Genomic DNA, 26,340 nt, shown 5'->3' on the forward strand with positions numbered 1-26,340 from the left:
CCAAGTGATGTTGTCGAAGGTCGCGAGGATTCAGCTGATCGTGTTCGTCATCGTCGGACTGGTGGCGCTCGTCTACGTCGGCGGCAAATACGCCAGGCTCGACCGGCTCGCCGGTATCGGCCAGTACACGGTGACGGCGTCGATGAAGGATTCGGGTGGGATCTTCACCAATGCCGAGGTGACGTATCAGGGTGTTCCGGTGGGTCGGGTCGGGAAGCTGACGTTGACTCGTTCGGGTGTGGACGTCGCGTTGGAGCTGAACTCGGGGGGGCCGGAGATCCCGACGTCGGCGACGGCGGTGGTGGCGAATCGGTCGGCGATCGGTGAGCAGTATGTGGATTTGCAGCCGACGTCGTCGGAGGGGCCCTTCTTGTCGGACGGGTCGGTGATCACGAAGACGTCGGTGCCGCCGCCGTTGGAGGACGTGGTGTCGTCGGCGATTGATTTCACATCGTCGATTCCGGTGGATGATCTGCATACGGTGATCACGGAGTTGGGTAAGGCATTCAACGGTCAGGGTGAGAATCTGACCCGGTTGGTGGATTCGTTGTCGAAGTTGTCCCGGTCGGGTTATGACTCGTTGGATCAGACGATTTCGTTGATTCAGAATTCGAATGTGGTGCTGGCCACTCAGGCTGATCAGTCGGACGCGATTTTGTCGTGGTCGCACAATTTGGATCTGATCACGGCGACGTTGGCGTCGTCGGATCCGGATCTGCGACGGTTGTTGACGACGGGTACGGCGTCGGCGACGCAGATCTCGGCGTTGCTGCAGAAGAGCGGTGGCGACATCTCGACCGTCGTCAAGCAGTTGTCCAGCACGTTGCGGACCATCGAACCGACCAGTTTCGCGACGTCGACCACCTTCGCGATGCTGTCGGCGCTCTCGGCCGGCAGCCATTCGCCCGCGCCGGGTGACGGTCAGATCCATTTCGGCATCGTCCTGGAGACGAACAACCCGGCGCCGTGTACGCGGGGCTATGAGAGCACCGACGCGATGATCCGGGAGATGAAGCGCAAGGATCCGTCGTTCGACATCCACTACGACGATTTCCCGTTCAACACGAGCGCGAAGTGTTCGGTGCCGGTGGGCAACCCGACCGGGGTGCGCAGTGCCAATCGTGCGGCGCTCGCGAATCCCGCATACAAGCAACCGTGGGACAACACCCCGAAGAAGGACCCGGACAAGTTGAACCTCAACCCGCTGGCAACGCAGCTGGCGGCGTTGATGGGAGTCCATCCGAAGTGATCTCACCACGTCAGGGGGCCCGCGGGCGCAGCTCGCTTTGCCTCCTCTCAGGTGCCAACCACTACAGTGACGGCCGATGACTAGCGACACAACCCAAGCCAGCCGCGACGATTCCGCAGCCTCGACCGGCGGTCGCAACCGCGGACGGACGGTGGCCAGCGTGCTGGCTCTGCTCCTCGTGGTCGTGGCGGCCGCGTGTGCCGCATGGTTCGGCTACCAGGGGTACCAGGCGTACTTCGTGCAGAAGCCGATCCAGGACGCGCGCGACGGCGCCGTCGACGGGGCGGAACAGGCGATCATCAACGTCACGACCGTGGATCCGAAGGACACCGCGGGATGGAAGCGTCGCGTCGACGGCTCGCTGACCGGTAAGGCGCGTGAACAGATCACCAGCCAGGACGTCACCAACCTCAACTCGATGATCACGCAGGCGGGCCCGCAGGCCGCGTCGCTGACCTCACGACTGCTCCGGAGCGCGCCGACCGAGGTCGACGCCGACGACGGAAAAGCCAAGGTGCTCGTCTACGTCGCCGCGACGTCGAAGCGCGAGAACGAAGCGGGCGTCACCCAGACGATGGGGTTCTCGGTCTCGATGACCGAGGAGGGCGATATGTGGAAGGCCGACGACATCGCACCACTCGAGTCGCTGTCGTACCAGGATCCGGGCGCCGGCGGCGACGCCGCGGGCGGTCAGGGCACGGCTCCGTCGGGCACACCAGGGGGAGGTAACTGATGGCGCCGCAGAACCCGCGCCCGCCGCGTAAGAAGACCGCACGCAAGCCCTACACCCCGCGTATCGCCGGCAGTGGTCAGCGTCCCACCGACTCGGCCCCGGAGACCGAATCGAAGGCCGTCGATCCCGCCGACAGCAACCCGGATTCCGCTGAGAGCAACCCGGATCCCGCTGACAGCACCACGGATCCCGCTGACAGCACCACGGATTCCGCTGAGAGCAACCCGGATCCCGCTGACAGCACCACGGATTCCGCCGACAGCAACCCGGTTCCCGCCGACAGCACCACGGATCCCGTCGACAGCACCACGGATTCCGTCGACGTCGCCGCCGAGCCCGTCGAGAAGCCCAAGCCGGCCGGCAAGACGCGGCCGGTCGCACGCGTCTCCACGCTGCGGACCGGTGATGCCGCGTCCTCGACGACCCGCGCCTCGACGACGCACAAGAACGCGACCGAGAAGCCCTCGACGTCGGGCCTGTTCCCGTTCGGCCGCCGTGGTGTCGGCATCCTGATCGGTGTCGCCGTCGTGCTCGGGGTCTTCGCCCTCATCGCGGGACTCCATCCCGGGGCGTCGATCGGCGCCAACAAGGCCTTCGTCGATCAGCCCGCCACCACCGAACTCACGTCTCAGGTGCAGAGCAAGGCCTGCTCGTTGACCGTCGACACGCTCGACGTCGACAAATGGGCGGGCAAGGCTCGATCGGTGCTCACCGGCAGCGCCCGCAGCGAGTTCGACAAGTACCTGCCGCAGCAGCGCGACATCCTCAACCAGACCAAGCAGGTCGCGGATTGTCGGGTCGAATCGGTCGGTGTCGCAGACCTCTCCGGCGGCGGCGACGGCGCCACCGCACGCGTGGTGGCGAACCTGATCGTCAGCCAGAAACAGGCCGGCGTCGCCGGCCAGAGCGCGGCGCCCAGGTATCAGTTCTCCATGGTCAAGCACGGCGACGACTGGCTCATCAGTCAAGTGGAAGCCTTCTGACCTGCGACATCCGGTTGTCTCGCGTGCCTGTGCGTCCGGTCGGCAAATCTTCGGCAAAAAGATGCGCGTAGCGCTTGACGAAATAGCGTTGTCGGGCCAGGCTGTCACCAGTGAATGACGTGCAGGCAGCCATCAGCGCGTACTCGCTTCCAGACGTGGCTTGACAAAGTACGTCTATTTTCTGCTACAGTTGGACGTTGCGCTGGCTGCCTCCTGTCCACCTCTCGATCCTTCCTCAAGCCACCTTTGTTGTGTGTGCTCGTGGTGATCGCCGAAATCAGGGTGTCACCAGCGAACGGCCCATCAAGCCAAGCACCGAGCTAGGTAGAACACTTCGTGTTGGAAGGACAGATCTTGGCACTCGACCGCCAGTCCACCTCAACCATCCCGGGCGCGCCCAAGCGCGCATCCTTTGCAAAGATCAGTGAGCCACTGGAGGTCCCCGGCCTCCTTGACCTCCAGCTCGACTCCTTCGAGTGGCTCGTCGGTACGCCGGAGTGGCGTGCCAAGGCGATCGCCCGCGGCGACGACAACCCCACCGGCGGCCTCGAGGACATCCTTCACGAACTGTCCCCGATCGAGGACTTCTCGGGTTCGATGTCGCTGTCCTTCACCGATCCGCACTTCGACGAGGTCAAGGCCTCGGTCGAGGAGTGCAAGGACAAGGACATGACCTACGCGGCGCCGTTGTTCGTCACCGCGGAGTTCATCAACAACAACACCGGCGAGATCAAGTCGCAGACCGTCTTCATGGGCGACTTCCCGATCATGACCGACAAGGGCAGCTTCATCATCAACGGCACCGAGCGTGTCGTGGTGAGTCAGCTCGTCCGTAGCCCTGGCGTGTACTTCGACTCCAACATCGACAAGACCACCGAGAAGACCCTCCACACCGTGAAGGTCATCCCGGGTCGCGGTGCGTGGCTGGAGTTCGACGTCGACAAGCGCGACACCGTCGGCGTCCGCATCGACCGCAAGCGCCGCCAGCCGGTCACCGTGCTGCTCAAGGCGCTGGGCTGGACGAACGAGGAGATCGCCGAGCGTTTCGGTTTCTCCGAGATCATGATGTCCACGCTTGAGAAGGACAACACCGCCAATCAGGACGAGGCGCTGCTCGAGGTCTACCGCAAGCTGCGCCCGGGCGAGCCGCCGACCCGTGAGTCAGCGGAGAATCTCCTCGAGAACCTGTTCTTCAAGGAGAAGCGCTACGACCTGGCCAAGGTCGGCCGTTACAAGGTCAACAAGAAGCTCGGCCTGGCCGCCAACCCGATGAACGGCGACTCGGTGCTGACGCGCGAGGACATCGTCGCGACCGTCGAGTACCTCGTGCGTCTGCACGAGGCCGACCCGTTCACCACCAGCTACATGACCGTCCCCGGCGGCGTGGAGGTCCCGGTGGAGGTCGACGACATCGACCACTTCGGCAACCGTCGTCTGCGCACGGTGGGCGAGCTGATCCAGAACCAGATCCGCGTGGGTCTGTCGCGTATGGAGCGTGTCGTGCGTGAGCGCATGACCACCCAGGACGTCGAGGCGATCACCCCGCAGACCCTGATCAACATCCGTCCCGTCGTGGCGGCGATCAAGGAGTTCTTCGGCACCTCGCAGCTGTCGCAGTTCATGGACCAGAACAACCCGCTGTCGGGTCTGACCCACAAGCGTCGTCTGTCGGCGCTGGGCCCCGGTGGTCTCTCCCGTGAGCGCGCCGGCCTCGAGGTCCGCGACGTGCACCCGTCGCACTACGGCCGCATGTGCCCGATCGAGACCCCTGAGGGCCCGAACATCGGTCTCATCGGTTCGCTGTCGGTGTACGCACGGGTCAACCCGTTCGGCTTCATCGAGACCCCGTACCGCAAGGTCGTCGACGGTGTGGTGTCCGACGACATCCAGTACATGACCGCCGACGAGGAGGATCGCTACCTCATCGGTCAGGCGAACACCGCCTACGACCTCGAAGGTCGGATCACCGACGAGCGCGTGCTGGTCCGCAAGAAGGGCTCCGAGGTCGAGTTCGTGGGCATCGGCGACGTCGAGTATCTCGACGTCTCGCCGCGCCAGATGGTGTCGGTCGCCACCGCGATGATCCCGTTCCTCGAGCACGACGACGCCAACCGTGCCCTCATGGGTGCGAACATGCAGCGTCAGGCCGTGCCGCTGGTCCGTAACGAGTCGCCGCTGGTCGGCACCGGTATGGAGCTGCGCGCCGCGGTTGATGCCGGCGACGTGGTCCTGTCCACCAAGACCGGTGTGGTCGAGGAGGTCTCCGCCGACTACATCACCGTGATGGCCGACGATGGCAGCCGCGACACCTACCGGATGCGCAAGTTCGCCCGCTCCAATCACGGCACCTGCGCCAACCAGCGTCCGATCGTGGACGAGGGTCAGCGCATCGAGACCGGGCAGGTCCTCGCCGACGGTCCGTGCACCGAGAACGGCGAGATGGCCCTGGGCAAGAACCTGCTCGTGGCGATCATGCCGTGGGAGGGTCACAACTACGAGGACGCGATCATCCTGAGCCAGCGGCTCGTGGAGGAGGACGTGCTCACCTCGATCCACATCGAGGAGCACGAGATCGATGCCCGCGACACCAAGCTCGGTGCCGAGGAGATCACCCGGGACATCCCGAACGTCTCCGACGAGGTCCTCGCGGATCTCGACGAGCGCGGCATCGTCCGCATCGGTGCGGAGGTCCGCGACGGCGACATCCTGGTCGGCAAGGTCACCCCGAAGGGCGAGACGGAGCTGACCCCGGAGGAGCGCCTGCTGCGCGCCATCTTCGGTGAGAAGGCCCGCGAGGTCCGCGACACCTCCCTCAAGGTGCCGCACGGTGAGACCGGCAAGGTCATCGGCGTCCGCGTCTTCAGCCGCGACGACGACGACGATCTCGCGCCCGGCGTCAACGAGCTGGTCCGCGTCTACGTGGCCCAGAAGCGCAAGATCCAGGACGGCGACAAGCTGGCCGGGCGCCACGGCAACAAGGGCGTCATCGGCAAGATCCTGCCTGCCGAGGACATGCCGTTCATGCCGGACGGCACCCCGGTCGACATCATCCTGAACACCCACGGTGTGCCGCGTCGTATGAACATCGGTCAGATCCTTGAGACCCACCTCGGTTGGGTCGCCAAGGCAGGCTGGAACATCAACGTGGCCGGCGGCGTGCCCGACTGGGCGTCGAAGCTGCCGGAGGAGATGTACGCGGCGGAGCCGAACACCAACACCGCGACCCCGGTGTTCGACGGCGCCCGCGAGGAGGAGCTGACCGGACTGCTGTCCTCGACGCTGCCGAACCGCGACGGCGAGGTCATGGTGAACGGCGACGGCAAGGCGACCTTGTTCGACGGCCGTTCCGGCGAGCCGTTCCCGTACCCGGTGTCGGTCGGCTACATGTACATCATCAAGCTGCATCACCTGGTCGACGACAAGATCCACGCTCGTTCGACCGGTCCGTACTCGATGATCACGCAGCAGCCGCTCGGTGGTAAGGCGCAGTTCGGTGGTCAGCGCTTCGGTGAGATGGAGTGCTGGGCCATGCAGGCCTACGGCGCCGCCTACACCCTGCAGGAGCTGCTCACCATCAAGTCGGACGACGTGGTCGGCCGCGTGAAGGTGTACGAGGCGATCGTCAAGGGCGAGAACATCCCCGAACCCGGTATCCCGGAGTCGTTCAAGGTGTTGCTCAAGGAGTTGCAGTCGCTCTGCCTCAACGTCGAGGTGCTCAGCTCTGATGGCGCCGCCATCGAGATGCGCGACACCGACGACGAGGACCTCGAGCGCGCTGCGGCGAACCTGGGAATCAACCTGTCGCGCAACGAATCCGCGACGGTCGACGACCTCGCCAACTGATCAGCCGCCGACCACAACTGACTAGAAGAGCTCGAAAGGTAACAAGTGCTCGACGTCAACTATTTCGATGAACTGAAGATCGGCCTGGCCACGGCCGACGACATCCACAACTGGTCGTACGGTGAGGTCAAGAAGCCGGAGACCATCAACTACCGCACGCTCAAGCCCGAGAAGGACGGCCTGTTCTGCGAGAAGATCTTCGGACCGACTCGCGACTGGGAGTGCTACTGCGGCAAGTACAAGCGCGTGCGCTTCAAGGGCATCATCTGTGAGCGCTGCGGCGTCGAGGTGACCCGCGCCAAGGTGCGTCGTGAGCGGATGGGCCATATCGAGCTGGCCGCCCCGGTCACCCACATCTGGTACTTCAAGGGTGTGCCGAGCCGCCTCGGCTACCTGCTGGACCTGGCGCCGAAGGATCTCGAGAAGATCATCTACTTCGCCGCCTACGTGATCACCTCGGTGGACGACGAGCTGCGCCACGCGGAGCTCTCGACCCGTGAGGCCGAGATCGAGGTCGAGAAGAAGGCTGTCGCCGACCAGCGCGACGTCGACCTGAACGAGCGTCAGCAGAAGCTCGAGCAGGATCTCGCCGAGTTGGAGGCCGAGGGTGCGAAGGCCGACGTGCGCCGCAAGGTGCGTGACGGTGCGGAGCGCGAGATGCGTCGTATGCGCGATCATGCTCAGCGTGCGCTCGACGACCTCGAGGAGATCTGGGACCGCTTTGTCAAGCTGAGCCCGGGCGAGCTGATCATCGACGAGAAGCTCTACCGCCAGCTCGACGAGCGCTTCGGCGAGTACTTCGCCGGTGCGATGGGTGCCGAGGCGATCAAGAAGCTCCTCGAGACCTTCGACATCGACGCCGAGGCCGACTCGTTGCGCGAGACCATCCGCAGCGGCAAGGGCCAGAAGAAGCTGCGTGCGCTCAAGCGTCTCAAGGTCGTCGCGGCGTTCCAGCAGTCCGGCAACTCGCCGCTCGGCATGGTGCTCGACGCCGTCCCGGTGATCCCGCCGGAGCTGCGTCCGATGGTGCAGCTCGACGGTGGCCGCTTCGCGACCTCCGACCTGAACGATCTGTACCGCCGCGTCATCAACCGCAACAACCGCCTCAAGCGACTGATCGACCTCGGCGCGCCCGAGATCATCGTCAACAACGAGAAGCGGATGCTGCAGGAGTCGGTGGACGCACTGTTCGACAACGGTCGCCGTGGACGTCCGGTCACCGGACCGGGCAACCGTCCGCTGAAGTCGCTGTCCGATCTGCTCAAGGGCAAGCAGGGACGTTTCCGCCAGAACCTGCTGGGCAAGCGCGTCGACTACTCGGGCCGTTCGGTCATCGTCGTCGGTCCGCAGCTCAAGTTGCACCAGTGCGGTCTGCCGAAGCTGATGGCCCTCGAGCTGTTCAAGCCGTTCGTGATGAAGCGCCTCGTCGACCTGAACCAGGCGCAGAACATCAAGTCCGCCAAGCGGATGGTCGAGCGTCAGCGCCCCGCGGTGTGGGATGTCCTCGAAGAGGTCATCGCCGAGCACCCCGTGCTGCTGAACCGCGCTCCGACGCTGCACCGCCTCGGCATCCAGGCCTTCGAGCCGCAGCTGGTGGAGGGCAAGGCCATCCAGCTGCACCCGCTGGTCTGCGAGGCGTTCAACGCCGACTTCGACGGTGACCAGATGGCCGTCCACCTCCCGCTGTCCGCGGAGGCGCAGGCCGAGGCGCGCATCCTGATGCTGTCGTCGAACAACATCCTGTCGCCGGCCTCGGGTCGTCCGCTGGCCATGCCGCGACTGGACATGGTGACCGGCCTGTACTACCTGACCACCCTCACCGGTGGTGCGGCAGGCGAGTACAGCGCGGCCAACTCCGACGACGTCGAGCGTGGCGTGTACTCCACTCCGGCCGAGGCCATCATGGCCGTCGACCGTGGTGCACTCACCGTGCAGTCGGCGATCAAGGTGCGGCTGACCGATCAGCGTCCGCCCGCCGAGATCGAGGCCGAGGAGTTCCCCGACGGCTGGAAGTACGGACAGCCGTGGCAGCTCGAGACCACTCTGGGTCGCGTGCTGTTCAACGAGCTGCTCCCGGTCGAGTACCCGTTCGTCAACGAGCAGATGCCGAAGAAGCGTCAGGCCGTGATCATCAACGATCTCGCCGAGCGGTATCCGATGATCGTGGTCGCGCAGACCGTCGACAAGCTCAAGGACGTCGGCTTCCACTGGGCCACCCGTTCGGGTGTGACCATCTCGATGGCAGACGTGCTGGTGCCGCCGGCCAAGAAGGAGATCCTCGACAAGTACGAGGAGCGGGCCGACGGTCTGGAGCGCAAGTTCCAGCGTGGTGCCCTCACCCCGGAAGAGCGTCGTGACGCTCTCGTGGAGATCTGGAAGCAGGCCACCGAAGAGGTCGGTCAGGCGATGGAGGCCCACTACCCGGACGACAACCCGATCCCGATGATCGTGAAGTCGGGTGCGGCGGGCAACATGACCCAGATCCGCTCGCTCGCGGGCATGAAGGGTCTGGTGACCAACCCGAAGGGTGAGTTCATCCCGCGTCCGATCAAGTCCTCGTTCCGCGAGGGCCTGACCGTGGCCGAGTACTTCATCAACACCCACGGTGCCCGTAAGGGTCTGGCCGACACCGCACTGCGTACCGCCGACTCGGGTTACCTGACCCGTCGTCTGGTGGACGTCAGCCAGGACGTCATCGTTCGCGAGACCGACTGTGGTACCGAGCGTGGTATCACCACCACAATCGCCGAGAAGCAGGCCGACGGCACGCTGATCCGCGATGCGCACGTGGAGACCTCCACCTACGCCCGGACGCTGGCCCAGGACGCCGTCGACGAGAACGGAGCCGTGATCGTCGAGCGCGGTCACGATCTCGGCGATCCCGCGATCGAGGCCCTGCTGGGTGCGGGCATCACCGAGGTCAAGGTTCGGTCCGTGCTCACCTGTACAACCGGTACCGGTGTGTGTGCGATGTGCTACGGCCGTTCGATGGCCACCGGCAAGCTCGTCGACATCGGCGAAGCGGTGGGCATCATCGCCGCGCAGTCGATCGGTGAGCCGGGTACCCAGCTGACCATGCGTACGTTCCACCAGGGTGGCGTCGGTGAGGACATCACCGGTGGTCTGCCGCGTGTCCAGGAGCTGTTCGAGGCCCGTGTGCCCAAGGGCAAGGCTCCGATCGCCGAGGTCTCCGGACGGATTCGCCTCGAGGACGACGATCGTTTCTACAAGATCACCATCGTTCCCGACGACGGTTCGGAGGAGGTCGTGTACGACAAGATCTCCAAGCGTCAGCGTCTGCGTGTCTTCAAGCACGACGACGGCAGTGAGCGTCTGCTCACCGACGGCGATCATGTCGAGGTGGGTCAGCAGCTCATGGAAGGTGCCGCCGATCCGCACGAGGTACTGCGCGTGATGGGACCGCGTCAGGTGCAGGTGCATCTGGTGAACGAGGTCCAGGAGGTCTACCGGAGCCAGGGTGTGTCGATCCACGACAAGCACATCGAGACCATCGTGCGTCAGATGCTGCGTCGCGTGACGATCATCGATTCCGGTGCCACCGAGTTCCTGCCCGGTTCGCTCACCGAGCGTGCCGAGTTCGAGAACGCGAACCGTCGCGTCGTCACCGAGGGTGGCGAGCCGGCGGCCGGACGTCCGGTGCTGATGGGTATCACCAAGGCATCGCTGGCGACCGAGTCGTGGCTGTCGGCGGCGTCGTTCCAGGAGACCACGCGTGTCCTGACCGATGCGGCCATCAACAGCCGCAGCGACAAGCTGATCGGTCTCAAGGAGAACGTGATCATCGGTAAGCTGATCCCGGCCGGTACCGGTATCAACCGGTACCGCAACATCCAGGTTCAGCCGACCGAGGAAGCGCGTGCCGCGGCCTACGCCGTGCCGTCCTACGACGACACGTACTACAGCCCGGACGGCACCTTCGGTGCCCCCGCCGGTGCTGCAGTGCCGCTGGACGACTACGGGTTCTCCAACGACTACCGCTAGCCCGAATCCGTAGCAATAACACGCGTTTTCCGCGTGTTATTGCTACGAAATCTCACAGATCGGCCCCCACGCTCAGCGTGGGGGCCGATCTGCGTTTGTACGAGAGGGGAACCCCACGGCCTACATGTGCGTCCAAAAGTCACGATGGGTAAAGTGCCGCGAAGAAGTCCTCGGGGGAAATGATGATCTATGACGGCGAGTCGCACGGTGCCGAAACACGTGCGGACACGCAGATCATGCGCTCGGTGAGTAGCACGATCGCCCGTACGGCAGAGGAAGCCCGACGGTCCTTCGATCTGGACCACGGCCGGCTCGAGGATGCGATCGGTGGCTGGGCCGGCACTTCGAAGGACGTGTTCGCCGGGCTGATGGCTCGTTGGCGTAGCGCCGCAGACACTATGGTCACGGCGGTCGCGGACCACGCGGAGGGAATCGAAACGGCTGCCCTTCGCTATGACGCGGAGGATCGGTCGAACGGCGATGCGATCCGGGCGAGTGGCACAGCGGGTCCGGACGTGCCGCTGCGGCTGGACCAGTGAGGGTGCAGGATGACCCCTGAAGAAATCGATCGCTGGGATCCGGCTCAAATCGGTGAAGTATTCCGCGTGTGCAAGGCGCGGAAAGAGGTGTGTGCCACCACCGGCGACCATCTGAAGTCGCCGGAACTGTTCGAGACCTGGGGCGGCAGCGCGGCGAAAGCCGCGGACGAAGCGGCCGGCAAGAAGCGAGCGGATCTGGATGCCCACGGCACCGAGGTTGCAGCTGTCGCACAAGCCGCTTCGGTTGCGCAGGCCGAAGTCGAGGCCGTCAAACGTCAATTGGCGGCGGCGCGTGACTTCGCAGCGGCGAGCGGTCTTGTCATCGACGATGCGTCAGGAGACGTCGACTTGCCGGCGTGGGAGATCGGAACCATGAACGTCGATCGGGTGGCCGATCGAGATACCGCGCAGGCGATGGTGAACAAGGTGATGGCGGACGCAGATGCGGCCGATAGAGCTCTGGCGCACGCGATCCAGGCGGCTATAGGCGCTGTACCGGCGTCGGCGGTGAATACCCAAACGCTACCGAAACCGGAGGAACCAGATCACCTTCCCGGGCATGAACCGCGCCACATCCCCGGCGTTCCTGGAATGAATCCGAGCCCAAAGATGTCCAGTACCAGGGTGCTTCCGGTACGTGTACCGAAGGGCTGGAAGGACCCGAGTATGAATTCAGACCTTGCGAAACGATACGCTCTGCCCGTCACGATCACTCCGACCTCGCAAGGAGCGCGTGGCGGAGTGTCGAAGAATTTGCTGCCACAGAACCCAGAGACCGGCGACGGTATGGGAGGCGGTGCTGCAGTTCCCTTCGGCAAAGGCAAGAATTTCGAACTCGGAATTACTCAGCAGAAGGAGCTTCGCGTTGTCGGCGCTCAGCCGGCGCAGGTTGGCTCCGTGGACATCGGCGGCGTGAGCTACCTCGCGGTCACGTATGAGTACGACTACGAAGTCTCTGGCGTGACACGAGTCGATGCAAATGGTGTCCAACTCACCACCGACAACGCGCCCCATTGGGAGCCCATCAGCCGAAACGATGTGACGAAACTTCATTCGCAGGGTGTTCGGGTGCCAGATCCCGGAAGGACGGGTTCGTGAAGCTACATCCGCGATTGATCGTCAAGGCGAGGCTGCTGCTTGTGGCGGGCTGCGTTGCACTCGCCATCTCGGGGTGTTCCGGCGCCGAATCTCTCACGGGTCCGACATCGTCTGCCACAACATCTGGTAATGGACTCCTCGGCGTGTCGGACTTCCCTGTCGGGTACCAACTACATCCTGGTTCGACGTCAAAGGATTTGGCAGAACAGCAGCGCAAGAACGTGAGTACTCGTTCCTTTGAACCGCCCGCGTGCGCGGATGTCTTCTCGATGCAGGCGGACCGAACAGCGTCGTCGCAACGACGCGGTGTCTACGCGGAGCATGACGAACCGTACAAGCCTTCCTACGGTGACTTCATCATCCGAGATGGCGAGACCTTGGCGGAGTCCCGCGACGTATACGACAAATGCGGGAACTACACCGCAGTTGTGGCCGGAGAGGGGGAGATCTCGATGACGACAATGAAGAGAGATCCACCTCCGAGCGTGGATGCCGATGCATTTGTGGTCGAGACCACCGTGACCACGAGCCCGTACCCGGCCAACCAGGGCGCTGTGGCCGCCCAGCAGAAGAGCCTTATCGGACATGCCGAGGTTTCCGGCAAACGAGTCACATTTTATGAAGAGATCTACGGCTTCGATAGCGCGCTTGACGCCAACAGTTTCAATTCGCTGTTCGCGGCAGCCGTTGACCGAGCAGCGACCGCCTGACTTCTGAGCGCGAGTGCGTAGCGCTAGATCACCGACTGGGTGCCGCAATCAGAGATAGTCAGCCTTGCTGAAAAGGGCGTGCGCCTCCCGGATCCAGGCGCGAACTAGTCAGTGAACAGGAGTCTGATCAGCGTGCGATATCGTGCTGTGCTGTTGGTGTCAGGGCTTTTATTGCTGGCTGCCTGCGGCACGACAACACAGTCATCCGACCCGTCCGCGTCGCAGAGCCCGGACATGGACCTGCTCCTGACGGCGGAGGACTTTCCTCCCGGTTATGAAGTCGTGCAGGCGAAGAGCGACGTCGGCAGGGCACAGCAACAAGCGGTAGACGGTCGGGCCTATCAACCCCCAGAATGCGCCGCGCTCTTCGCGAATCAAGCGCGATACACGAAGGAGAGCCGGCGTTCAGGCATCAATGCTGTGGACCCGGATCAGCCGTCCTTTCCCAGATACTCCAACACCATCATCCGGCAGGCCGAACCAATACCGCATCGACGTGAGGTGGTGAATCGTTGCGGTGACAACACCGCCACAATTCCCGGACAGGGGACCATGGCGATGGCAACACAGCAGATCGCCGCGCCCGGCGACGTCAAAGCCGACGACACTCTGGTGTTCACGTTCTCGACGACCTTCCAGCCCGATCCGGGGTCCAACGCGTTGCGGTCGCAACGGCGGACGGTCATCGGATACGCCGACCTGCCCGGCCTCCAGATCGAGTTCTACGAACAGGTGGATGGCTTCGGCAGCGAAGCGGACATGACCAGCTTCAACAGGTTGATCAGCAGCGCGGTCCGACAGGCATCAACGGTGCAGTAACCCGAGCGCGACCGATAGCAACGAGAATGACAGCCGCTATCCGGATCACTGCCATGCGAGCGGTGCCCGCTGCCACACGCTAGTGACAGGCAGCCGGCCCCGTACACTCAGTTCCTACCGATACGGCAGATACTGCACGTTCCAGTGATTCCCGTCCGGGTCGTCGAAGTAAACGAAGTGGCCCCACGCCTGGATGTCGACGTCGCTCGCCTCGACACCGGCGTCGAGCAGTTGCTTCCGGGCCACCTCGATGTCGGAAACACACAGCATCAGGGGCGAGGCATTCGGCGGTGCAGCGTCGACGATGCCCTTGCCGAACGCGATCGAGCAGTTCGATCCGGGCGGCGTCATCTGGACGAACCGGATGTCGTCGGTCGGGGACTGGTCGTGGTCGGGATTGAAACCGATTCGCGTGTAAAAGTCCTTCGCACGGTCGACGTCGGTGACCGGCAGAAACGCAACCTCGAGTGTCCAGTCCATGATCTTCCCTCTCCGCGGTGATGGTCGAGCTCCGATGCAGATGATTCTGCGCTGCATAGCGGACAGGTCGCGTCCTCATTCGCGAAGTGGTTCGACGATGGTCCGGCGCGCCGCCGCGCGATGTGTCGCGCGGCGACCAGATGTGGGCCATACGCTGGGACGGTGCAGCCCGACCGGCCCGTGACCATCTTCGGTCCCGACTTCCCGTTCGCCCACGACGACTGGATCACACATCGCGCCGGCATCGGATCGGTGCCGACCGACGCCCTGGGTGCCGAGGTCGCGATCATCGGCGCGGGGATGGCCGGGATGGTCGCCGCGTACGAGTTGATGAAGGTCGGCCTGCGGCCGGTGGTCTACGAACCCGAGCGGATCGGTGGCCGCCTGCGATCGGAGCATTTCGTTCCGGGCGAGCCCGAGGTCGCCGAACTCGGCGGCATGCGGTTCCCGGCGTCGTCGTCGACGTTCTTCCACTACGTGGACACTTTCGGCCTCCGCAGCCGACCGTTTCCCAACCCGCTGACCGAGGCCGCCGGTAGCACGGTGATCGACCTCGGTGGTGAGACCCTGTACGCCCGCACCCTCGACGACCTGCCGCCGATCTACACCGAGATCGAGAACGCCTGGGACAGTGCGCTGGAACGCGTCGCCGGCTTCTCCGAGTTGCAGGACGCGATCCGGGAACGTGACGTCCCGCGACTCAAGGAGTTGTGGAACCGGCTCGTCGTCGACTGGGACGATCGGAGCTTCTACGATTTCCTGGCCACCTCCGACGAGTTCGGGTCGCTGTCCTTCCGCCATCGTGAGCTTTTCGGGCAGGTCGGATTCGGCACCGGCGGTTGGGATTCCGACTTCGCGAATTCGATGTTGGAGATCCTTCGGGTGGTGGTGACCAACTGCGACACCGAGCAACATCTCATCGTCGGCGGGGCCGAGCAGGTTCCGCGCAAACTGTGGTCCGACAGTCCGGCCAAGATTCGGCACTGGCCGGTGGGCACCAGCCTCTCGTCGTTGCACAGCGGAGTGCCGCGGGCCGGGGTCTCTGCGATCCGGCGTCTCGGTCCCGACCGCATCGAGGTCGTCGACCACTGGGGTGATTCGCGCGAGTTCCCGGCGGTGGTCGCCACCTGCCAGGCATGGCTGCTGTCCACCGAGATCGAATGCGATGAGAGCCTTTTCAGCCAGGAACTGTGGATGGCGCTGGATCGGACCCGATACATGCAGTCGTCGAAGACATTCGTCATGGTCGACCGGCCGTTCTGGACCGATCGCAACCCGACGACAGGCCGCGACACGATGAGCATGACACTGACCGACCGGTTGACGCGCGGTACCTACCTCTTCGACAACGGGCCCGACCGGCCGGGGGTCATCTGTCTCAGTTACACATGGATGAGCGACGCCCTCAAGGTGTTGCCACATCCCGTGGACCGGCGAGTCTCGTTGGCACTCGATGCTTTACGCAAGATCTACCCCGACGTCGACATCGCCGAGCACATCGTGGGTCGCCCCCTGACCGTCTCCTGGGAGGCCGAGCCGCACTTCCTCGGCGCATTCAAGGGAGCGCTGCCCGGCCATTACCGATACAACACCCGCATGTACGGGCACTTCCACCGGCAGGAGCAACTGCCCGCCGCCGAGCGCGGCATCTTCATCGCCGGCGACGACGTGTCGTTCATGCCCGCCTGGGTGGAGGGCGCCGTGCAGACCGCGCTCAACGCCGTATGGGGCGTGATCCACCACTTCGGCGGGTCGTCGCACCCCGACAATCCGGGCCCCGGGGACCGATACGACGAGCTCGGTCCGATCGACATCGGGCTGTGACAGAGTTGACCAGCCCAGCACGTAACCTCCGGATAGCACTCTGGCAGTGCGTATCTCGAACCGGCGAGGTCGTGGAAAACCTCGCGCGTCTCGATGCGGTGCTCGAAGAGTCGGCCCGACGGTCGGTGGACCTTCTGGTCACGCCCGAGATGGTCGTCCCGGGCTATCAACTCGACGCCGACGCGGCGAATCGGCTGGCGGATCCGCCGGACGGCGCGATTGCCGAGCAGGTCAGGTCGATGGCGCGACGTCACCGTATCGGCGTTCTGTACGGGTGTGCGGAGCGGGGACGGGATGAGTTGGTGTACAACGCCATCCGGCTCGTCAACCGGGCCGGGACCGCGGTGACCACGCACCACAAGACCCATCTGTTCGGGGACCTCGACCGCGCGATGGTGGCACCTGGTGGCACCATGCCCCCCGTGGTCGATCTCGGTGGATGGCGTCTGGGCCTCCTGACCTGTTACGAGGTGGAGTTCCCGGAACTGGTCCGGTCGCTGGCCGTCCGTGGTGCCGACGTGGTGTGCGTGCCCACCGCGAACATGATCGAGTACGACGCAGTCCAGGATGTGCTCGTCCGCGCTCGGGCACTGGAGAACCAAGTGTTCGTCGCCTACGCGAATTACTGTGACAGGGAGGGGGATCTGGTCTACGGCGGGCGTAGCGAGATCGTGGCGCCGACCGGGGAGGTGCTGGCCGCTGCCGATCGCGCGCCGGAAATCGTCGTCGCCGATCTCGACCACTCGATCCTCGTGGAGTCGCGAGGGCGCTACCCGTATCTCGCCGACCGCCGGCCGGACCTGTACTGAGATGGACAGCGGCTGGGCGTCTTCGCGACCGAACGTTCGATAGCCGGAACCCCGAGGTAGTGGCCCGATTTGCCTCTGGACAGCGAGGCGTCCGTACCCTACGGTAGCGTTACGCGTCCGCAAGTTACTGAGCAGTAGGGGCGCTGGGGGGTCGGTTTTCATCTCGGCCGGAAGGTGGCGTCTGTCGCCAACCGGACCGAGGTGTCATCTCCGGCAAGAGGTTTCGATCAGCCACTCATAATCCTGTGCCGGTCGCGGAGCCGGCAGGTTCGTCGGTCATGCCTCACGTGTCGGGGCGGGTCATGACGCGACGTCCGCAGAACCAACACTCACACTCCGCAGAACCAACGCACCGCAGAACCAACGCAAGGGGGACCCATGCCCGACACACTCAGCACCATCCGCATGCGCGGTCTGGCCGACGATTCTTTCCGGCGGCCCCTGGAGCTGCTCGAGGCCATCGAGATCATGGAATTGGTCGTCATTCCCGGACTCGACGCCGTACTCGATGCGCCCCAGCAGTTCGCCTTGAGCTTCGAATCCTCGATCGCGTTGTCCGGCATGCTGCGCAAGCACGCGCAACGGGTCGGCATCCTCAAGCAGATGGTCGTCGAGGCTCTCGATGAAAGCGGCTGTGGTCCGCAGCATCTCGCGCACATCCCGTCTGCCCTGCCAGTCCGTGCGGTGCAGTCGATCGTCGCATATCCCAGGTGGTCGGCGGATCCGGAAGGGCTCGCGCTGGTCCGGATCGCGTTCGCATTCGTCGCAGTCCATGCGCTGACCGACCCGACCGACTGCCGCACGGCGTCACGGGCTCTGCACCTGCGACCGCGCCCGCTGCACGACGATCGGGCCCTTCTCCGCCGAGTGTTGGGTGAGGCGCTACCGGGCCTCGGCGCGAACGCCCGCCAGCTGTTGTCGATCTACATCAGCAAGGCCAGCGTCTTCTTCTCCGATCCCGACGCGGTCCGATGGTCGGTCCCGTTCAGTGGCGGCAAGCGTGACACCTCGGCGTCGTCACTGCTCGTCTACAACCCCGATGCGCTGCGCGAAGCGTGCCGCAGCGTCGGCCTCAACCCGCAGGAACTGCGTATCTCCTCGCGAAAATGACCGCCTGGATCACATTCTGCGGAAAAAGTGCCACAGACCACTGGACAACTGAGAGTGACTTACCTTACGGTAGCTTACGCGTCAGTAACCTACTCGGGGGTAACCGACGGGAGACCGCGGTTGTTGCATGTCAGAGGGGATTTTTCAGTGGGTGATGTTGGGTGGAAGGGCGTACGCACGCGGCTCGTGAAGCCCGCGATCGCGGCCATCTCAACCGTGGCGGCAATCGCCATCAGCAGTGCGGCTCCGGTTTCGGCACAGCCCACGGTCGGTGCGGCAGAATCCACGGTAGGTACGGCGGATGCCGTCGGCGAGCCCACGCCGGCCGAGATCGCACAGGCACAACGGCTCACCGATGACATCAACGCGAAGGCCGCACCCGGTTCGCCGCGGGCGGTCAACGCTCTGCGTCGGGAGGTCGCCACCCGTCCGCTCGGTCCCATCGTCGACACCCAGGGGGTTGGCCCCGCGCAGCGCGGGTTCTGGCCGGCCTTCGCTTACTCGCAGTTTCACCCGAACGTCGCACCGCCCGGCGCCAACAACTGGAACTGCAAGCCGAGGGCCGGGCAGCGTCCCATCGTCCTGGCGCACGGCACCTGGGAGAACGCCTACGACAACTGGGCCGCCTTCGCGCCGGTTCTCGAGAAGGCAGGCTACTGCGTGTTCGCGCCGAACTACGGGCGCACGGATCTCCTCAACGGTGGCGGCCTCGGCGTGATCCTGCCGGGCACCAACGGTGAGGCGGCCATCGAGTACTCGGCCGCGCAATTCGGCGGCTACGTCGATCGGGTCCTGAAGGCGACGGGCGCGAAAAAGGTTGACGTCATCGGACATTCGCAAGGCGGTCTGATGGTTCGCCAGTGGATGAAGTTCGGCGGCGGCGCCGACTACGACCATCCCGAGCGTTCCAAGATCGGCAAGCTGATCACCTACGGAGCCACCCACAAGGGCACCACGCTGCTCGGTATCGGCGCGCTCGGCCGCGGGATCAACAATCTCGGCCCCGCGTTCAACGTTCTCGGCGTCACCGAGATCCTGGTCGGGCGCTCCGGGATTCAGCAGACCGTCGACTCGCCCTTCATCAAGAACCTCAACCGGTCGAAGCTGGTGTTCCCCGGTGTGGATTACACGATCGTCGGCTCACGATACGACGAGGTGACGACGCCGTTCGATCTCACCTTCATCCGTCGCCCGGGTGTGAACAACGTTGTGCTGCAGGATGGATGCGAACAGGACACGTCGGATCACCTGTCGATGTCCTATTCGCCGCGGGCCATGTCGATCGCTCTGCACGCGCTCGACCCCGAACGGTTCGCGCGCTTGGCGTGTGGACCGAGTCCGTGGTTCTTCAGTTTCTAAAGGCCTGTCGACGCAGGGGAGGGCGTCGTCGCGGGGTCGGGTCGGGTCGGTCTGTCGGTAGTACCACCACCGACGGCCGGTCCGACCCGAAGATCACTGTGGGTCCGTCGGAGTTACCCGGCGTCGTACTCTGAGATCGTGGCTGACACCCCACTGCGGTACCGCTGGCTGCTCCACGTGGACCTCGATCAGTTCCAGGTCTCGGTCGAGCGGTTGCGAAGCCCAGAGCTCGTCGACGTCGCGGTGATAGTCGGCGGCAACGGCGATCCCACCGAGGCCCGCAAAGTGGTGACCTGCGCGTCGTATGAGGCGCGCGATGCGGGCGTGCGAGCCGGGATGCCGCTACGAGCCGCGCATCGAAAGCTGCCCGACGCGGTCTATCTGCCGTTGGACATCCCGGCCTATGACGTCGCCTCGGGCGAGGTGATGTCGGTCTTACGGAGTTTCGGACATCCCGTCGAGGTGTGGGGGTGGGATGAGGCCTATGTGGGCATCGAGCCGGTCCCGGCCGCCGACACGGTTGGCACCGTTGGCACCGATACCGACGATGAGCGGATTCGCCGAATCGCCCACGAGATCCGGGCGGCGATCCTGGGAAGAAACGGACTCGCATCTTCGATCGGTATCAGCGACAACAAGCAACGCGCGAAGATGGCCACCGGCTTCGCCAAGAAGTCCGCCGACGACAAGGTGTTCCTCCTCGACTCCCGGAACTGGCTGGAGTTGATGGGCGACGGACCATGTCGGGATCTGTGGAGTGTCGGCCCGAAGACCGCCGCAAAACTCGCCGCACAGGGTGTCGACACCGTCAACCAGTTGATCGCGACTTCTCGCGAGGATCTGATCGAGACCTTCGGTCCCCATCAGGGCAACTGGCTGTACGTGCTGTGTCGCGGGGGCGGCGATTCGACGATCACCGAGGAGCCATGGCTGGCCCGTTCGCACTCGAAGTCGCGGACGTTTCCCGTCGACCTGGTCGATCAGGAGGAGATGCGCAGAGCCGCAAAGGTATTGGCCCGGGACGTGCTCGACCAGGTGCTGGCCGAGGAGCGGGTGGTGTTCCGGGTCGCGGTGACACTGCGGACGTCGACGTTCTTCACCCGCACCAAGTCTCGCAAGCTGGCCGGGCCGACCACCGTCTACGACCACATCGAGCCCATAGTGGTCTCCTTGCTGGACGACTTCGAACTGGATCGACCCGTTCGCCTCCTCGGCGTGCGGTTGGACCTGGTCACCGACGAAACGGATGAAGCGGAGGATGAATCATGAAGTGGCGATGGGTGTGGACGGTCGCCGGGCTGCTGTCGATCGTCGGACTCGCGGCGCCCGGGCAGGCAGCAGCGCGTCCCGGACCGTTACCGGTGACCTATGACTTCCTCGCGGGGATCACCGCGGAACTCGGCAACCCGGGTGGGTCGTTACCGGGTACGAACAACTTTCGGTGTCGTCCGTCGCGCGCGCATCCGCGCCCGGTGATCCTGGTGCACGGCAGCGGTGGTGGCCGACAGACGAACTGGGCGACGCTCGCCCCGGTACTGGCCAACGCCGGCTACTGTGTGTACGCGCCGACCTACGGGGCGCTGTCCACGGTGTGGCCAGGCTCGGCACTCGGTGGTCTCGGGGTGAAGCAGGACGGTGCCTGGCAGATCAAGACATTCGCCGATCGTGTTCTGGCCGCCACCGGCGCCGAGCAGGTCGACATCGTCGGCCATTCACTGGGCACCGAGGTCCCGACCTACTGGATGAAATACCTGGGTGGCCGTGGCAAGGTGGCGAACTATGTCTCGCTGGCCCCGTACTGGCGGCAAGGGCCCGACGAGGACGATCAGCGCAGTGACATGGTGGCCGCGGTGCAGCGGGGGCTCGGGATCGCGCCCCTCACACCGTCATCCTGCGCGGGATGCATTGCACCACCGGTCGACACCGATTTCAATCGCGCAGTCCGTTCGCCGACTCCTTACCTCCGCGGTGTGCGATACACCAACATCACGACTCGCGACGACGAGATCGTGACGCCCTACAGCAACGGCCTCCTCGCCGGCCCGCCCGGGACGCGAGTCACAAATATCGTTGTGCAGCAAGGCTGTCGGGAGGATCACTCCGATCACCTCTCGATCGTCGCGAATCGGCGTACGGCGGGATTCGTTCTGAACGCACTCGATCCGGGCAGGCGTGCGCCGATCCAATGTCTCTACGTCCCGCCCTTCACCGGTGCGTGACCCCGCCGGGTCACTCACGACCTGGTCAGGGGCGGCAAGGATGCGATGGCTTCGAGCTGGTCGCGGCGGGCGCCCAGCGTGGCGGCGAGGAAGGTCCGGGCGATCACCAGGAGTTCGGCGATCTCCGGATGGGCGAGCTCGTAGAACACCGCATTGCCCACCCGTTCGGTCGCCACCACGTGATGTCGCTTCAGCACGGCAAGGTGCTGCGATAACCGGGTCGGCTCTATCTCGGTGATCGTGAGCAACTCGCTCACCGCCGTCGGGTCCCCGTTTGCGCTCAGTACCTCGAGAACCCGGATGCGTGCGGGGTGGGCGAGTGCTTTGAACAGGTTTGCCTTGATCTCGTACAGCGGCCGCTCGGGACCGTCCGAGTTGATCGAGGTCCTGTTCGGCACGTGGAGATCTCCTTGCGAGCGACGATCCGGGTGCGGCGGATCGTGAGCGGCTGCTCGATGGATTGACGGATACACGGATTGCGTAATTCTGCAATCCGGGCCGTACATTACCGCATCGGGATGCTCGGTGGACGTCACGACGCGGAGATCGTCGACGGTCGCTCAGTCGTCGGCCGCTCGGGGGATGCGCACGCCGATCAGATGAGCGTCCGGGTCGACGTCGACACCGATCCGGTCCCAGGGCAGTCCGATCGACACCACGGCATAGGCCGAGGTCGGGAACCGCTCGATGTATCCGTCGGAATCGAGGGTGAGGGCCGTGGTGGGCATGCCGGGCGAATGCCCGACGACCAGGACCGTCGCGGCGTCGGCGGGTGCGTGGACCCTCAGCGTCTCGAGGATCTCGTGCGGCGCGGCACCGTAGACGTCGTCGACGTAGGTGGTGGGCGCGGAGATGCCCGTGCGGTCCAGGGTCTCGCGCGTCCGGGTGGCGGTCGAGCACACCACCGCGTCGATGGCCAGCCCCTCGTCGGCCATCCATCGTCCGGCGAGTGCGGCCTCCCGTCGACCGCGGTCGGCCAGGGGGCGCTCGTGGTCTCCGACGCCCGACGGGTAGCCGGACTTCCCGTGCCGCATCAACACCAGCGTGCGCGTCATGCCGCACCCTCCGAACGCCGGGGCGGCCGATTCGTCGCGGCCCGCGAACCCGCAAGAGACCGACTGAGAGAACGCAGCACCGTGGTCGTCGCACGCCACGCGGCCGCTTCCTGTCGGCAAAAGGTGGCGTGCTCGTGGTCGCCGGTTGCGAATTGCTCGTCGGCGAGTTCGTCGTATTCGATGCATTCGTCGATCGCGATGTCGATCAGGCTCATGACCGCGTCCGGCGAAGAACACGCGCGGCTGATGGCGTCGGCGTCCAATGTGGCGAGACGTTCGAGTTCGGCCTGGTACCGCATGTACCCAACCTACGATGCCGAGCCGACATCCTGGTGGACACACACCGTGATCGGTGTCGATCCGGACAGGTTGAACCACGCTCGCCAACCGATAGCCTGGACAGGGTGCACTCCTGGGTTCCCGCGCTGCTGTCGATCCTCGCAGCAGTACTGATCGCCGGCGGTACGGTGATGCGTCAACGCGCATCCCATGCCAGCGGCGCCATCAGGCGGGGCTGGTGGATCGGTGCGACTGTGGCCCTGTGCGGATTCGCGGCGCAGGTCGCGGCCCTGGGGTTGGGGTCGATCCTGCTCGTGCAACCGCTCGTGGTGCTCGCGATCCTCTTCGCCCTGCCGATGGAAGGTTGGGCCGATCAGCGGTGGCCGCTGAAGCCCGAGTGGACATGGGGTGCGGTGCTGGTGGTCTGCGTGACGGTCTTCCTCGCCATCTCACGACCCGAACCATCGCTACGCCGGCCGGGGGGACTGTTGATGGTCGTGACGATCGGTGCGGTGATCGTCGTCCTGATCGGGTGCGTGCTGGCCGCCGAACGGTCCAACCAGCACTACAAGGCGCTTTTGTACGGCGTCACCGCGGGTGCCCTGTTCGGCATGTCGGCGTTGCTGGTCAAGACGATCGCGTACCAGTTCATCCACGATTTCGCGGGCGCATTCCGCCAGCCGGAGTTCTACCTGTTCCTGGTGGTGGCGGCGGGCGGTGTCGTCGCCCAGCAGCGGGCGTTCGGCGCCGGTGAGTTGCAGACGTCGTTCCCGGCGCTGACCGTGATCGAACTCGCCGTCTCGATGGGACTCGGCGTCGTACTGCTCGGTGAGAACCTCAATGTCTCGGTGCCGACCGCCCTGTTCCTCGGCGTCGTGCTTGCCTTGATGGTCCGCGCCGTCCTCGAACTCGCCAAACTTGCCGCGGTCCGTGCCGAGGAGGTCAATTGCCGAGCGCGGAGGGCGGTGCCCGACGAGGCCGTCGTCCCGTGACGACGGACGTCAGCCGGCGTTGACGGGTTCGATGACCGCGGTGATGCGCTCAGCCCACTCGGCGGCCAGGGTGGCTGGTTTGACCGCCGACGAGTTGTCGTGGCGCGCGTGCTCGCCGACCTGCACGGCTCCACGCGCGGCCAGCTTCTCGGCCATGATCTCGCTGCCGTGGTTGAAGGTCTCGCCGTACACACTGTCGCCGAGCCCGAACACCGCGAAACGCACGCCGGTCAGGTCTGGCTCCACGTCGTCGAGCTCCTCGGCGAACGGCTCGGCACCGCTGGGCAGCTCACCCTCGCCGTAGGTCGAGCACACGACGACCAGGAAGTCGGCGGGATCGAGGTCTTCCACCGAGTACTCGCTCATGTCATAGATCGACGGGTCGTGATTCACCGCGAGGACATCGGAGATGGTGTCCGCGACCAACTCGCAGTTGCCCGTTTCCGTGCCGTACAAGATGACGACCGACATGACAGAACCCCTTTCGACCTCACCGCTGGAGGTCACGACCACACGGTTCAGGGAAGGCTACCCTAACTCACCGCTCGCGGGTAATTCGCAGGTGGGAGGGGGTTGCAGATTTACTTGGATGTCCTACTATTGAGAGATGCAAGCCACATCGGCCTGCTTGCCATCCGACTGTGAATCAAGGTGATCTACACGTGTCCGCAACCGATGCAGCCAATATCCACACCGACGCCGTCCACACCGACGCCGTCCGTACCGTTCCGCACTTCCTGAACGGTGGTCTGGTGACCGCCACCGACGGTCGTTTCGCCGACGTCTTCAATCCCAGCACCGGCGCCGTCGCCGCCAAGGTGCCGCTGGCCAGTACCGCCGAGGTCGACGCCGCGGTCGCCACCGCCGTCGAGGCGCAGCGTGAATGGGCCGCCTGGAACCCGCAGCGTCGCGCCCGCGTGCTGATGCGCTTCGTCGACCTGGTCAACCAGAACGCCGACGAACTGGCCACCCTGCTGTCACTCGAGCACGGCAAGACCCATCCCGACGCCAAGGGTGACATCCAGCGTGGCATCGAGGTCATCGAGTTCGCCATCGGCATCCCGCATCTGCTCAAGGGGGAATTCACCGAGGGGGCGGGCGGCGGCATCGACGTCCACTCGATCCGCCAGCCGCTGGGCGTGGTCGCCGGGATCACGCCCTTCAATTTCCCGGCGATGATCCCGCTGTGGAAGGCAGGGCCTGCGCTGGCGTGTGGCAATGCCTTCATCCTCAAGCCGAGTGAGCGGGATCCATCAGTGCCGGTGCGGCTGGCCGAACTGTTCAGCGAGGCCGGTCTGCCGGATGGGGTTTTCCAGGTCGTCCACGGCGACAAGGAGTCCGTCGATGCGCTGCTGAACAACCCCGACGTGCAGGCGCTCGGATTCGTCGGCAGCTCCGACATCGCGCAGTACATCTACTCGACGGCTGCCGCGAACGGCAAGCGCTCACAGTGCTTCGGCGGCGCCAAGAACCACATGATCGTCATGCCGGACGCGAACATGGATCAGGTCGTCGATGCGTTGATCGGCGCCGGCTACGGCAGTGCCGGCGAGCGGTGCATGGCGATCAGCGTCGCGGTTCCGGTCGGTGAGCGGACCGCGGAACGCCTGCGCGCCAAGCTCGTCGACAAGGTCAACGCGCTGCGTGTCGGCCACAGCCTCGACCCCAAGGCCAACTACGGACCGCTGGTCACCGCCGCCGCACTCGAACGTGTCAAGGGCTACATCGGCAAGGGTGTCGAGGAGGGTGCCGAACTGGTCATCGACGGCCGCGAGCGGACCAGCGACGAGCAGCAGTACGGCGACGAAGATCTATCAAACGGATTCTTCATCGGGCCAACCCTTTTCGATCATGTCACCAAGGAAATGACGAGCTACACAGACGAGATCTTCGGTCCGGTGCTGCAGATCGTGCGGGCCGCCGACTACGAGGAGGCGCTCGCGCTGGCCTCGGATCACCAGTACGGCAACGGTGTTGCGATCTTCACGCAGGACGGCGACGCCGCCCGTGACTTCACCGCACGGGTCAACGTCGGCATGGTCGGCGTGAACGTGCCGATCCCGGTTCCGGTGGCCTACTACACCTTTGGTGGCTGGAAGCGGTCCGGCTTCGGGGACCTCAACCAGCATGGCCCGGCCTCGATCCAGTTCTATACCAAAACCAAGACCGTCACGACCCGATGGCCGTCCGGCGTCAAGGACGGCGCCGAGTTCGTCATCCCGACGATGGATTGATGT

22 protein-coding genes are annotated in these 26,340 nt (G+C 64.8%); 17 read left to right on the top strand and 5 right to left on the bottom strand.

All coding sequences use genetic code 11. The annotated features are described in order from the left end of the window. Positions 1–7: 7 nt before the first annotated feature. The 9 genes from ACLQ3I_RS09855 (at position 8) to ACLQ3I_RS09895 (ending at position 13,976) form a co-directional block, all read left to right on the top strand. Positions 8–1,249: an MCE family protein gene (locus ACLQ3I_RS09855; protein WP_425792713.1), complete on the top strand. Its 1,242-nt coding sequence runs from the start codon at positions 8–10 to the stop codon at positions 1,247–1,249. A gap of 76 nt (positions 1,250–1,325) precedes the next feature. Further along, complete coding sequence (locus tag ACLQ3I_RS09860) at positions 1,326–1,982, top strand: hypothetical protein (protein WP_425792714.1); 657 nt, start codon at positions 1,326–1,328, stop codon at positions 1,980–1,982. Continuing rightward, positions 1,982–2,965: a hypothetical protein gene (locus ACLQ3I_RS09865; protein ID WP_425801570.1), complete on the top strand. Its 984-nt coding sequence runs from the start codon at positions 1,982–1,984 to the stop codon at positions 2,963–2,965. Before ACLQ3I_RS09860 ends, ACLQ3I_RS09865 begins: the two co-directional genes overlap by 1 nt. Positions 2,966–3,319: 354 nt before the next feature. After that, on the top strand, positions 3,320–6,808 hold the full coding sequence (locus tag ACLQ3I_RS09870; protein WP_425792716.1) for a DNA-directed RNA polymerase subunit beta: 3,489 nt from the start codon (positions 3,320–3,322) through the stop codon (positions 6,806–6,808). A 45-nt stretch (positions 6,809–6,853) separates the two neighbouring features. Beyond that, positions 6,854–10,810, top strand: coding sequence for a DNA-directed RNA polymerase subunit beta' (locus tag ACLQ3I_RS09875; RefSeq protein WP_425792717.1), 3,957 nt, complete (start codon positions 6,854–6,856; stop codon positions 10,808–10,810). A 182-nt stretch (positions 10,811–10,992) separates the two neighbouring features. Further along, positions 10,993–11,349 (top strand): WXG100 family type VII secretion target, encoded by a 357-nt coding sequence (locus tag ACLQ3I_RS09880; protein WP_425801572.1) that lies wholly within the window; start codon positions 10,993–10,995, stop codon positions 11,347–11,349. A 9-nt stretch (positions 11,350–11,358) separates the two neighbouring features. Further along, positions 11,359–12,447: a hypothetical protein gene (locus tag ACLQ3I_RS09885; RefSeq protein ID WP_425801574.1), complete on the top strand. Its 1,089-nt coding sequence runs from the start codon at positions 11,359–11,361 to the stop codon at positions 12,445–12,447. After that, positions 12,444–13,157, top strand: coding sequence for a hypothetical protein (locus ACLQ3I_RS09890; RefSeq protein ID WP_425792720.1), 714 nt, complete (start codon positions 12,444–12,446; stop codon positions 13,155–13,157). The genes ACLQ3I_RS09885 and ACLQ3I_RS09890 overlap by 4 nt, the downstream gene beginning before the upstream one ends. A gap of 132 nt (positions 13,158–13,289) precedes the next feature. Next, complete coding sequence (locus ACLQ3I_RS09895) at positions 13,290–13,976, top strand: hypothetical protein (protein ID WP_425801576.1); 687 nt, start codon at positions 13,290–13,292, stop codon at positions 13,974–13,976. A 114-nt stretch (positions 13,977–14,090) separates the two neighbouring features. Here ACLQ3I_RS09895 and ACLQ3I_RS09900 read toward each other — a convergent pair whose 3' ends face one another. Beyond that, positions 14,091–14,456: a VOC family protein gene (locus tag ACLQ3I_RS09900; RefSeq protein ID WP_425792722.1), complete on the bottom strand. Its 366-nt coding sequence runs from the start codon at positions 14,454–14,456 to the stop codon at positions 14,091–14,093. 120 nt (positions 14,457–14,576) lie between these two features. On the opposite strand from ACLQ3I_RS09900, the gene ACLQ3I_RS09905 reads away from it, so the two are divergent. From ACLQ3I_RS09905 to ACLQ3I_RS09930, 6 genes are all read left to right on the top strand, one after another. Further along, on the top strand, positions 14,577–16,280 hold the full coding sequence (locus ACLQ3I_RS09905) for a flavin monoamine oxidase family protein (RefSeq protein ID WP_425801578.1): 1,704 nt from the start codon (positions 14,577–14,579) through the stop codon (positions 16,278–16,280). A 71-nt stretch (positions 16,281–16,351) separates the two neighbouring features. Next, the gene (locus ACLQ3I_RS09910; RefSeq protein WP_425792724.1) at positions 16,352–17,089 is read left to right on the top strand and encodes a carbon-nitrogen hydrolase family protein; all 738 of its coding nucleotides are present in this window, start codon (positions 16,352–16,354) and stop codon (positions 17,087–17,089) included. Positions 17,090–17,467: 378 nt separating this feature from the next. Then, entirely contained in the window at positions 17,468–18,199 is a 732-nt protein-coding gene (locus ACLQ3I_RS09915) for a hypothetical protein (protein ID WP_425792725.1), read from the top strand. A gap of 147 nt (positions 18,200–18,346) precedes the next feature. After that, complete coding sequence (locus ACLQ3I_RS09920) at positions 18,347–19,558, top strand: esterase/lipase family protein (RefSeq protein WP_425792726.1); 1,212 nt, start codon at positions 18,347–18,349, stop codon at positions 19,556–19,558. Positions 19,559–19,693: 135 nt separating this feature from the next. Then, positions 19,694–20,827 carry a DNA polymerase IV gene (locus ACLQ3I_RS09925; RefSeq protein WP_425801954.1) on the top strand — a complete coding sequence of 378 codons (1,134 nt, stop codon included), beginning with the start codon at positions 19,694–19,696 and terminating at the stop codon, positions 20,825–20,827. Continuing rightward, on the top strand, positions 20,824–21,777 hold the full coding sequence (locus ACLQ3I_RS09930) for an esterase/lipase family protein (protein ID WP_425801581.1): 954 nt from the start codon (positions 20,824–20,826) through the stop codon (positions 21,775–21,777). Before ACLQ3I_RS09925 ends, ACLQ3I_RS09930 begins: the two co-directional genes overlap by 4 nt. 14 nt (positions 21,778–21,791) lie before the next feature. Here the strand turns inward: ACLQ3I_RS09930 and ACLQ3I_RS09935 are convergent, their stop codons facing one another. The 3 genes from ACLQ3I_RS09935 to ACLQ3I_RS09945 all read right to left on the bottom strand — a co-directional run bounded on the left by ACLQ3I_RS09935 (position 21,792) and on the right by ACLQ3I_RS09945 (position 23,131). Beyond that, positions 21,792–22,175, bottom strand: a complete 384-nt coding sequence (locus ACLQ3I_RS09935) for an ArsR/SmtB family transcription factor (protein ID WP_425792728.1) — start codon at positions 22,173–22,175, stop codon at positions 21,792–21,794. 162 nt (positions 22,176–22,337) lie between these two features. Then, positions 22,338–22,832, bottom strand: a complete 495-nt coding sequence (locus tag ACLQ3I_RS09940; RefSeq protein WP_425792729.1) for a SixA phosphatase family protein — start codon at positions 22,830–22,832, stop codon at positions 22,338–22,340. Beyond that, positions 22,829–23,131, bottom strand: coding sequence for a hypothetical protein (locus ACLQ3I_RS09945; protein WP_425801583.1), 303 nt, complete (start codon positions 23,129–23,131; stop codon positions 22,829–22,831). Before ACLQ3I_RS09945 ends, ACLQ3I_RS09940 begins: the two co-directional genes overlap by 4 nt. 105 nt (positions 23,132–23,236) lie before the next feature. Here ACLQ3I_RS09945 and ACLQ3I_RS09950 point away from each other — a divergent pair, with 105 nt between their 5' ends. Beyond that, positions 23,237–24,103 carry a DMT family transporter gene (locus ACLQ3I_RS09950; protein WP_425792731.1) on the top strand — a complete coding sequence of 289 codons (867 nt, stop codon included), beginning with the start codon at positions 23,237–23,239 and terminating at the stop codon, positions 24,101–24,103. Positions 24,104–24,112: 9 nt separating this feature from the next. On the opposite strand, the gene ACLQ3I_RS09955 is transcribed toward ACLQ3I_RS09950, so the two are convergent. After that, entirely contained in the window at positions 24,113–24,574 is a 462-nt protein-coding gene (locus ACLQ3I_RS09955; protein WP_425801585.1) for a flavodoxin domain-containing protein, read from the bottom strand. A gap of 191 nt (positions 24,575–24,765) precedes the next feature. Between ACLQ3I_RS09955 and ACLQ3I_RS09960 the strand changes: the two genes are divergently transcribed. Then, positions 24,766–26,337 (top strand): CoA-acylating methylmalonate-semialdehyde dehydrogenase, encoded by a 1,572-nt coding sequence (locus tag ACLQ3I_RS09960; RefSeq protein ID WP_425801587.1) that lies wholly within the window; start codon positions 24,766–24,768, stop codon positions 26,335–26,337. Positions 26,338–26,340 lie beyond the last annotated feature (3 nt).

This window comes from Gordonia sp. DT101 (genome assembly GCF_049844895.1).
Lineage (GTDB): Bacteria > Actinomycetota > Actinomycetes > Mycobacteriales > Mycobacteriaceae > Gordonia.

What these genes read in the sequence shown, in the direction of transcription:
- ACLQ3I_RS09855 (WP_425792713.1), top strand. Translation starts at nt 8, where the DNA reads ATGTTGTCGAAGGTCGCGAGGATTCAGCTGATCGTGTTCGTCATCGTC.
- ACLQ3I_RS09860 (WP_425792714.1), top strand. Translation starts at nt 1,326, where the DNA reads ATGACTAGCGACACAACCCAAGCCAGCCGCGACGATTCCGCAGCCTCG.
- ACLQ3I_RS09865 (WP_425801570.1), top strand. Translation starts at nt 1,982, where the DNA reads ATGGCGCCGCAGAACCCGCGCCCGCCGCGTAAGAAGACCGCACGCAAG.
- ACLQ3I_RS09880 (WP_425801572.1), top strand. Translation starts at nt 10,993, where the DNA reads ATGATCTATGACGGCGAGTCGCACGGTGCCGAAACACGTGCGGACACG.
- ACLQ3I_RS09885 (WP_425801574.1), top strand. Translation starts at nt 11,359, where the DNA reads ATGACCCCTGAAGAAATCGATCGCTGGGATCCGGCTCAAATCGGTGAA.
- ACLQ3I_RS09900 (WP_425792722.1), bottom strand. Translation starts at nt 14,456, where the DNA reads ATGGACTGGACACTCGAGGTTGCGTTTCTGCCGGTCACCGACGTCGAC.
- ACLQ3I_RS09905 (WP_425801578.1), top strand. Translation starts at nt 14,577, where the DNA reads ATGTGTCGCGCGGCGACCAGATGTGGGCCATACGCTGGGACGGTGCAG.
- ACLQ3I_RS09915 (WP_425792725.1), top strand. Translation starts at nt 17,468, where the DNA reads ATGCCCGACACACTCAGCACCATCCGCATGCGCGGTCTGGCCGACGAT.
- ACLQ3I_RS09930 (WP_425801581.1), top strand. Translation starts at nt 20,824, where the DNA reads ATGAAGTGGCGATGGGTGTGGACGGTCGCCGGGCTGCTGTCGATCGTC.
- ACLQ3I_RS09940 (WP_425792729.1), bottom strand. Translation starts at nt 22,832, where the DNA reads ATGACGCGCACGCTGGTGTTGATGCGGCACGGGAAGTCCGGCTACCCG.
- ACLQ3I_RS09945 (WP_425801583.1), bottom strand. Translation starts at nt 23,131, where the DNA reads ATGCGGTACCAGGCCGAACTCGAACGTCTCGCCACATTGGACGCCGAC.
- ACLQ3I_RS09955 (WP_425801585.1), bottom strand. Translation starts at nt 24,574, where the DNA reads ATGTCGGTCGTCATCTTGTACGGCACGGAAACGGGCAACTGCGAGTTG.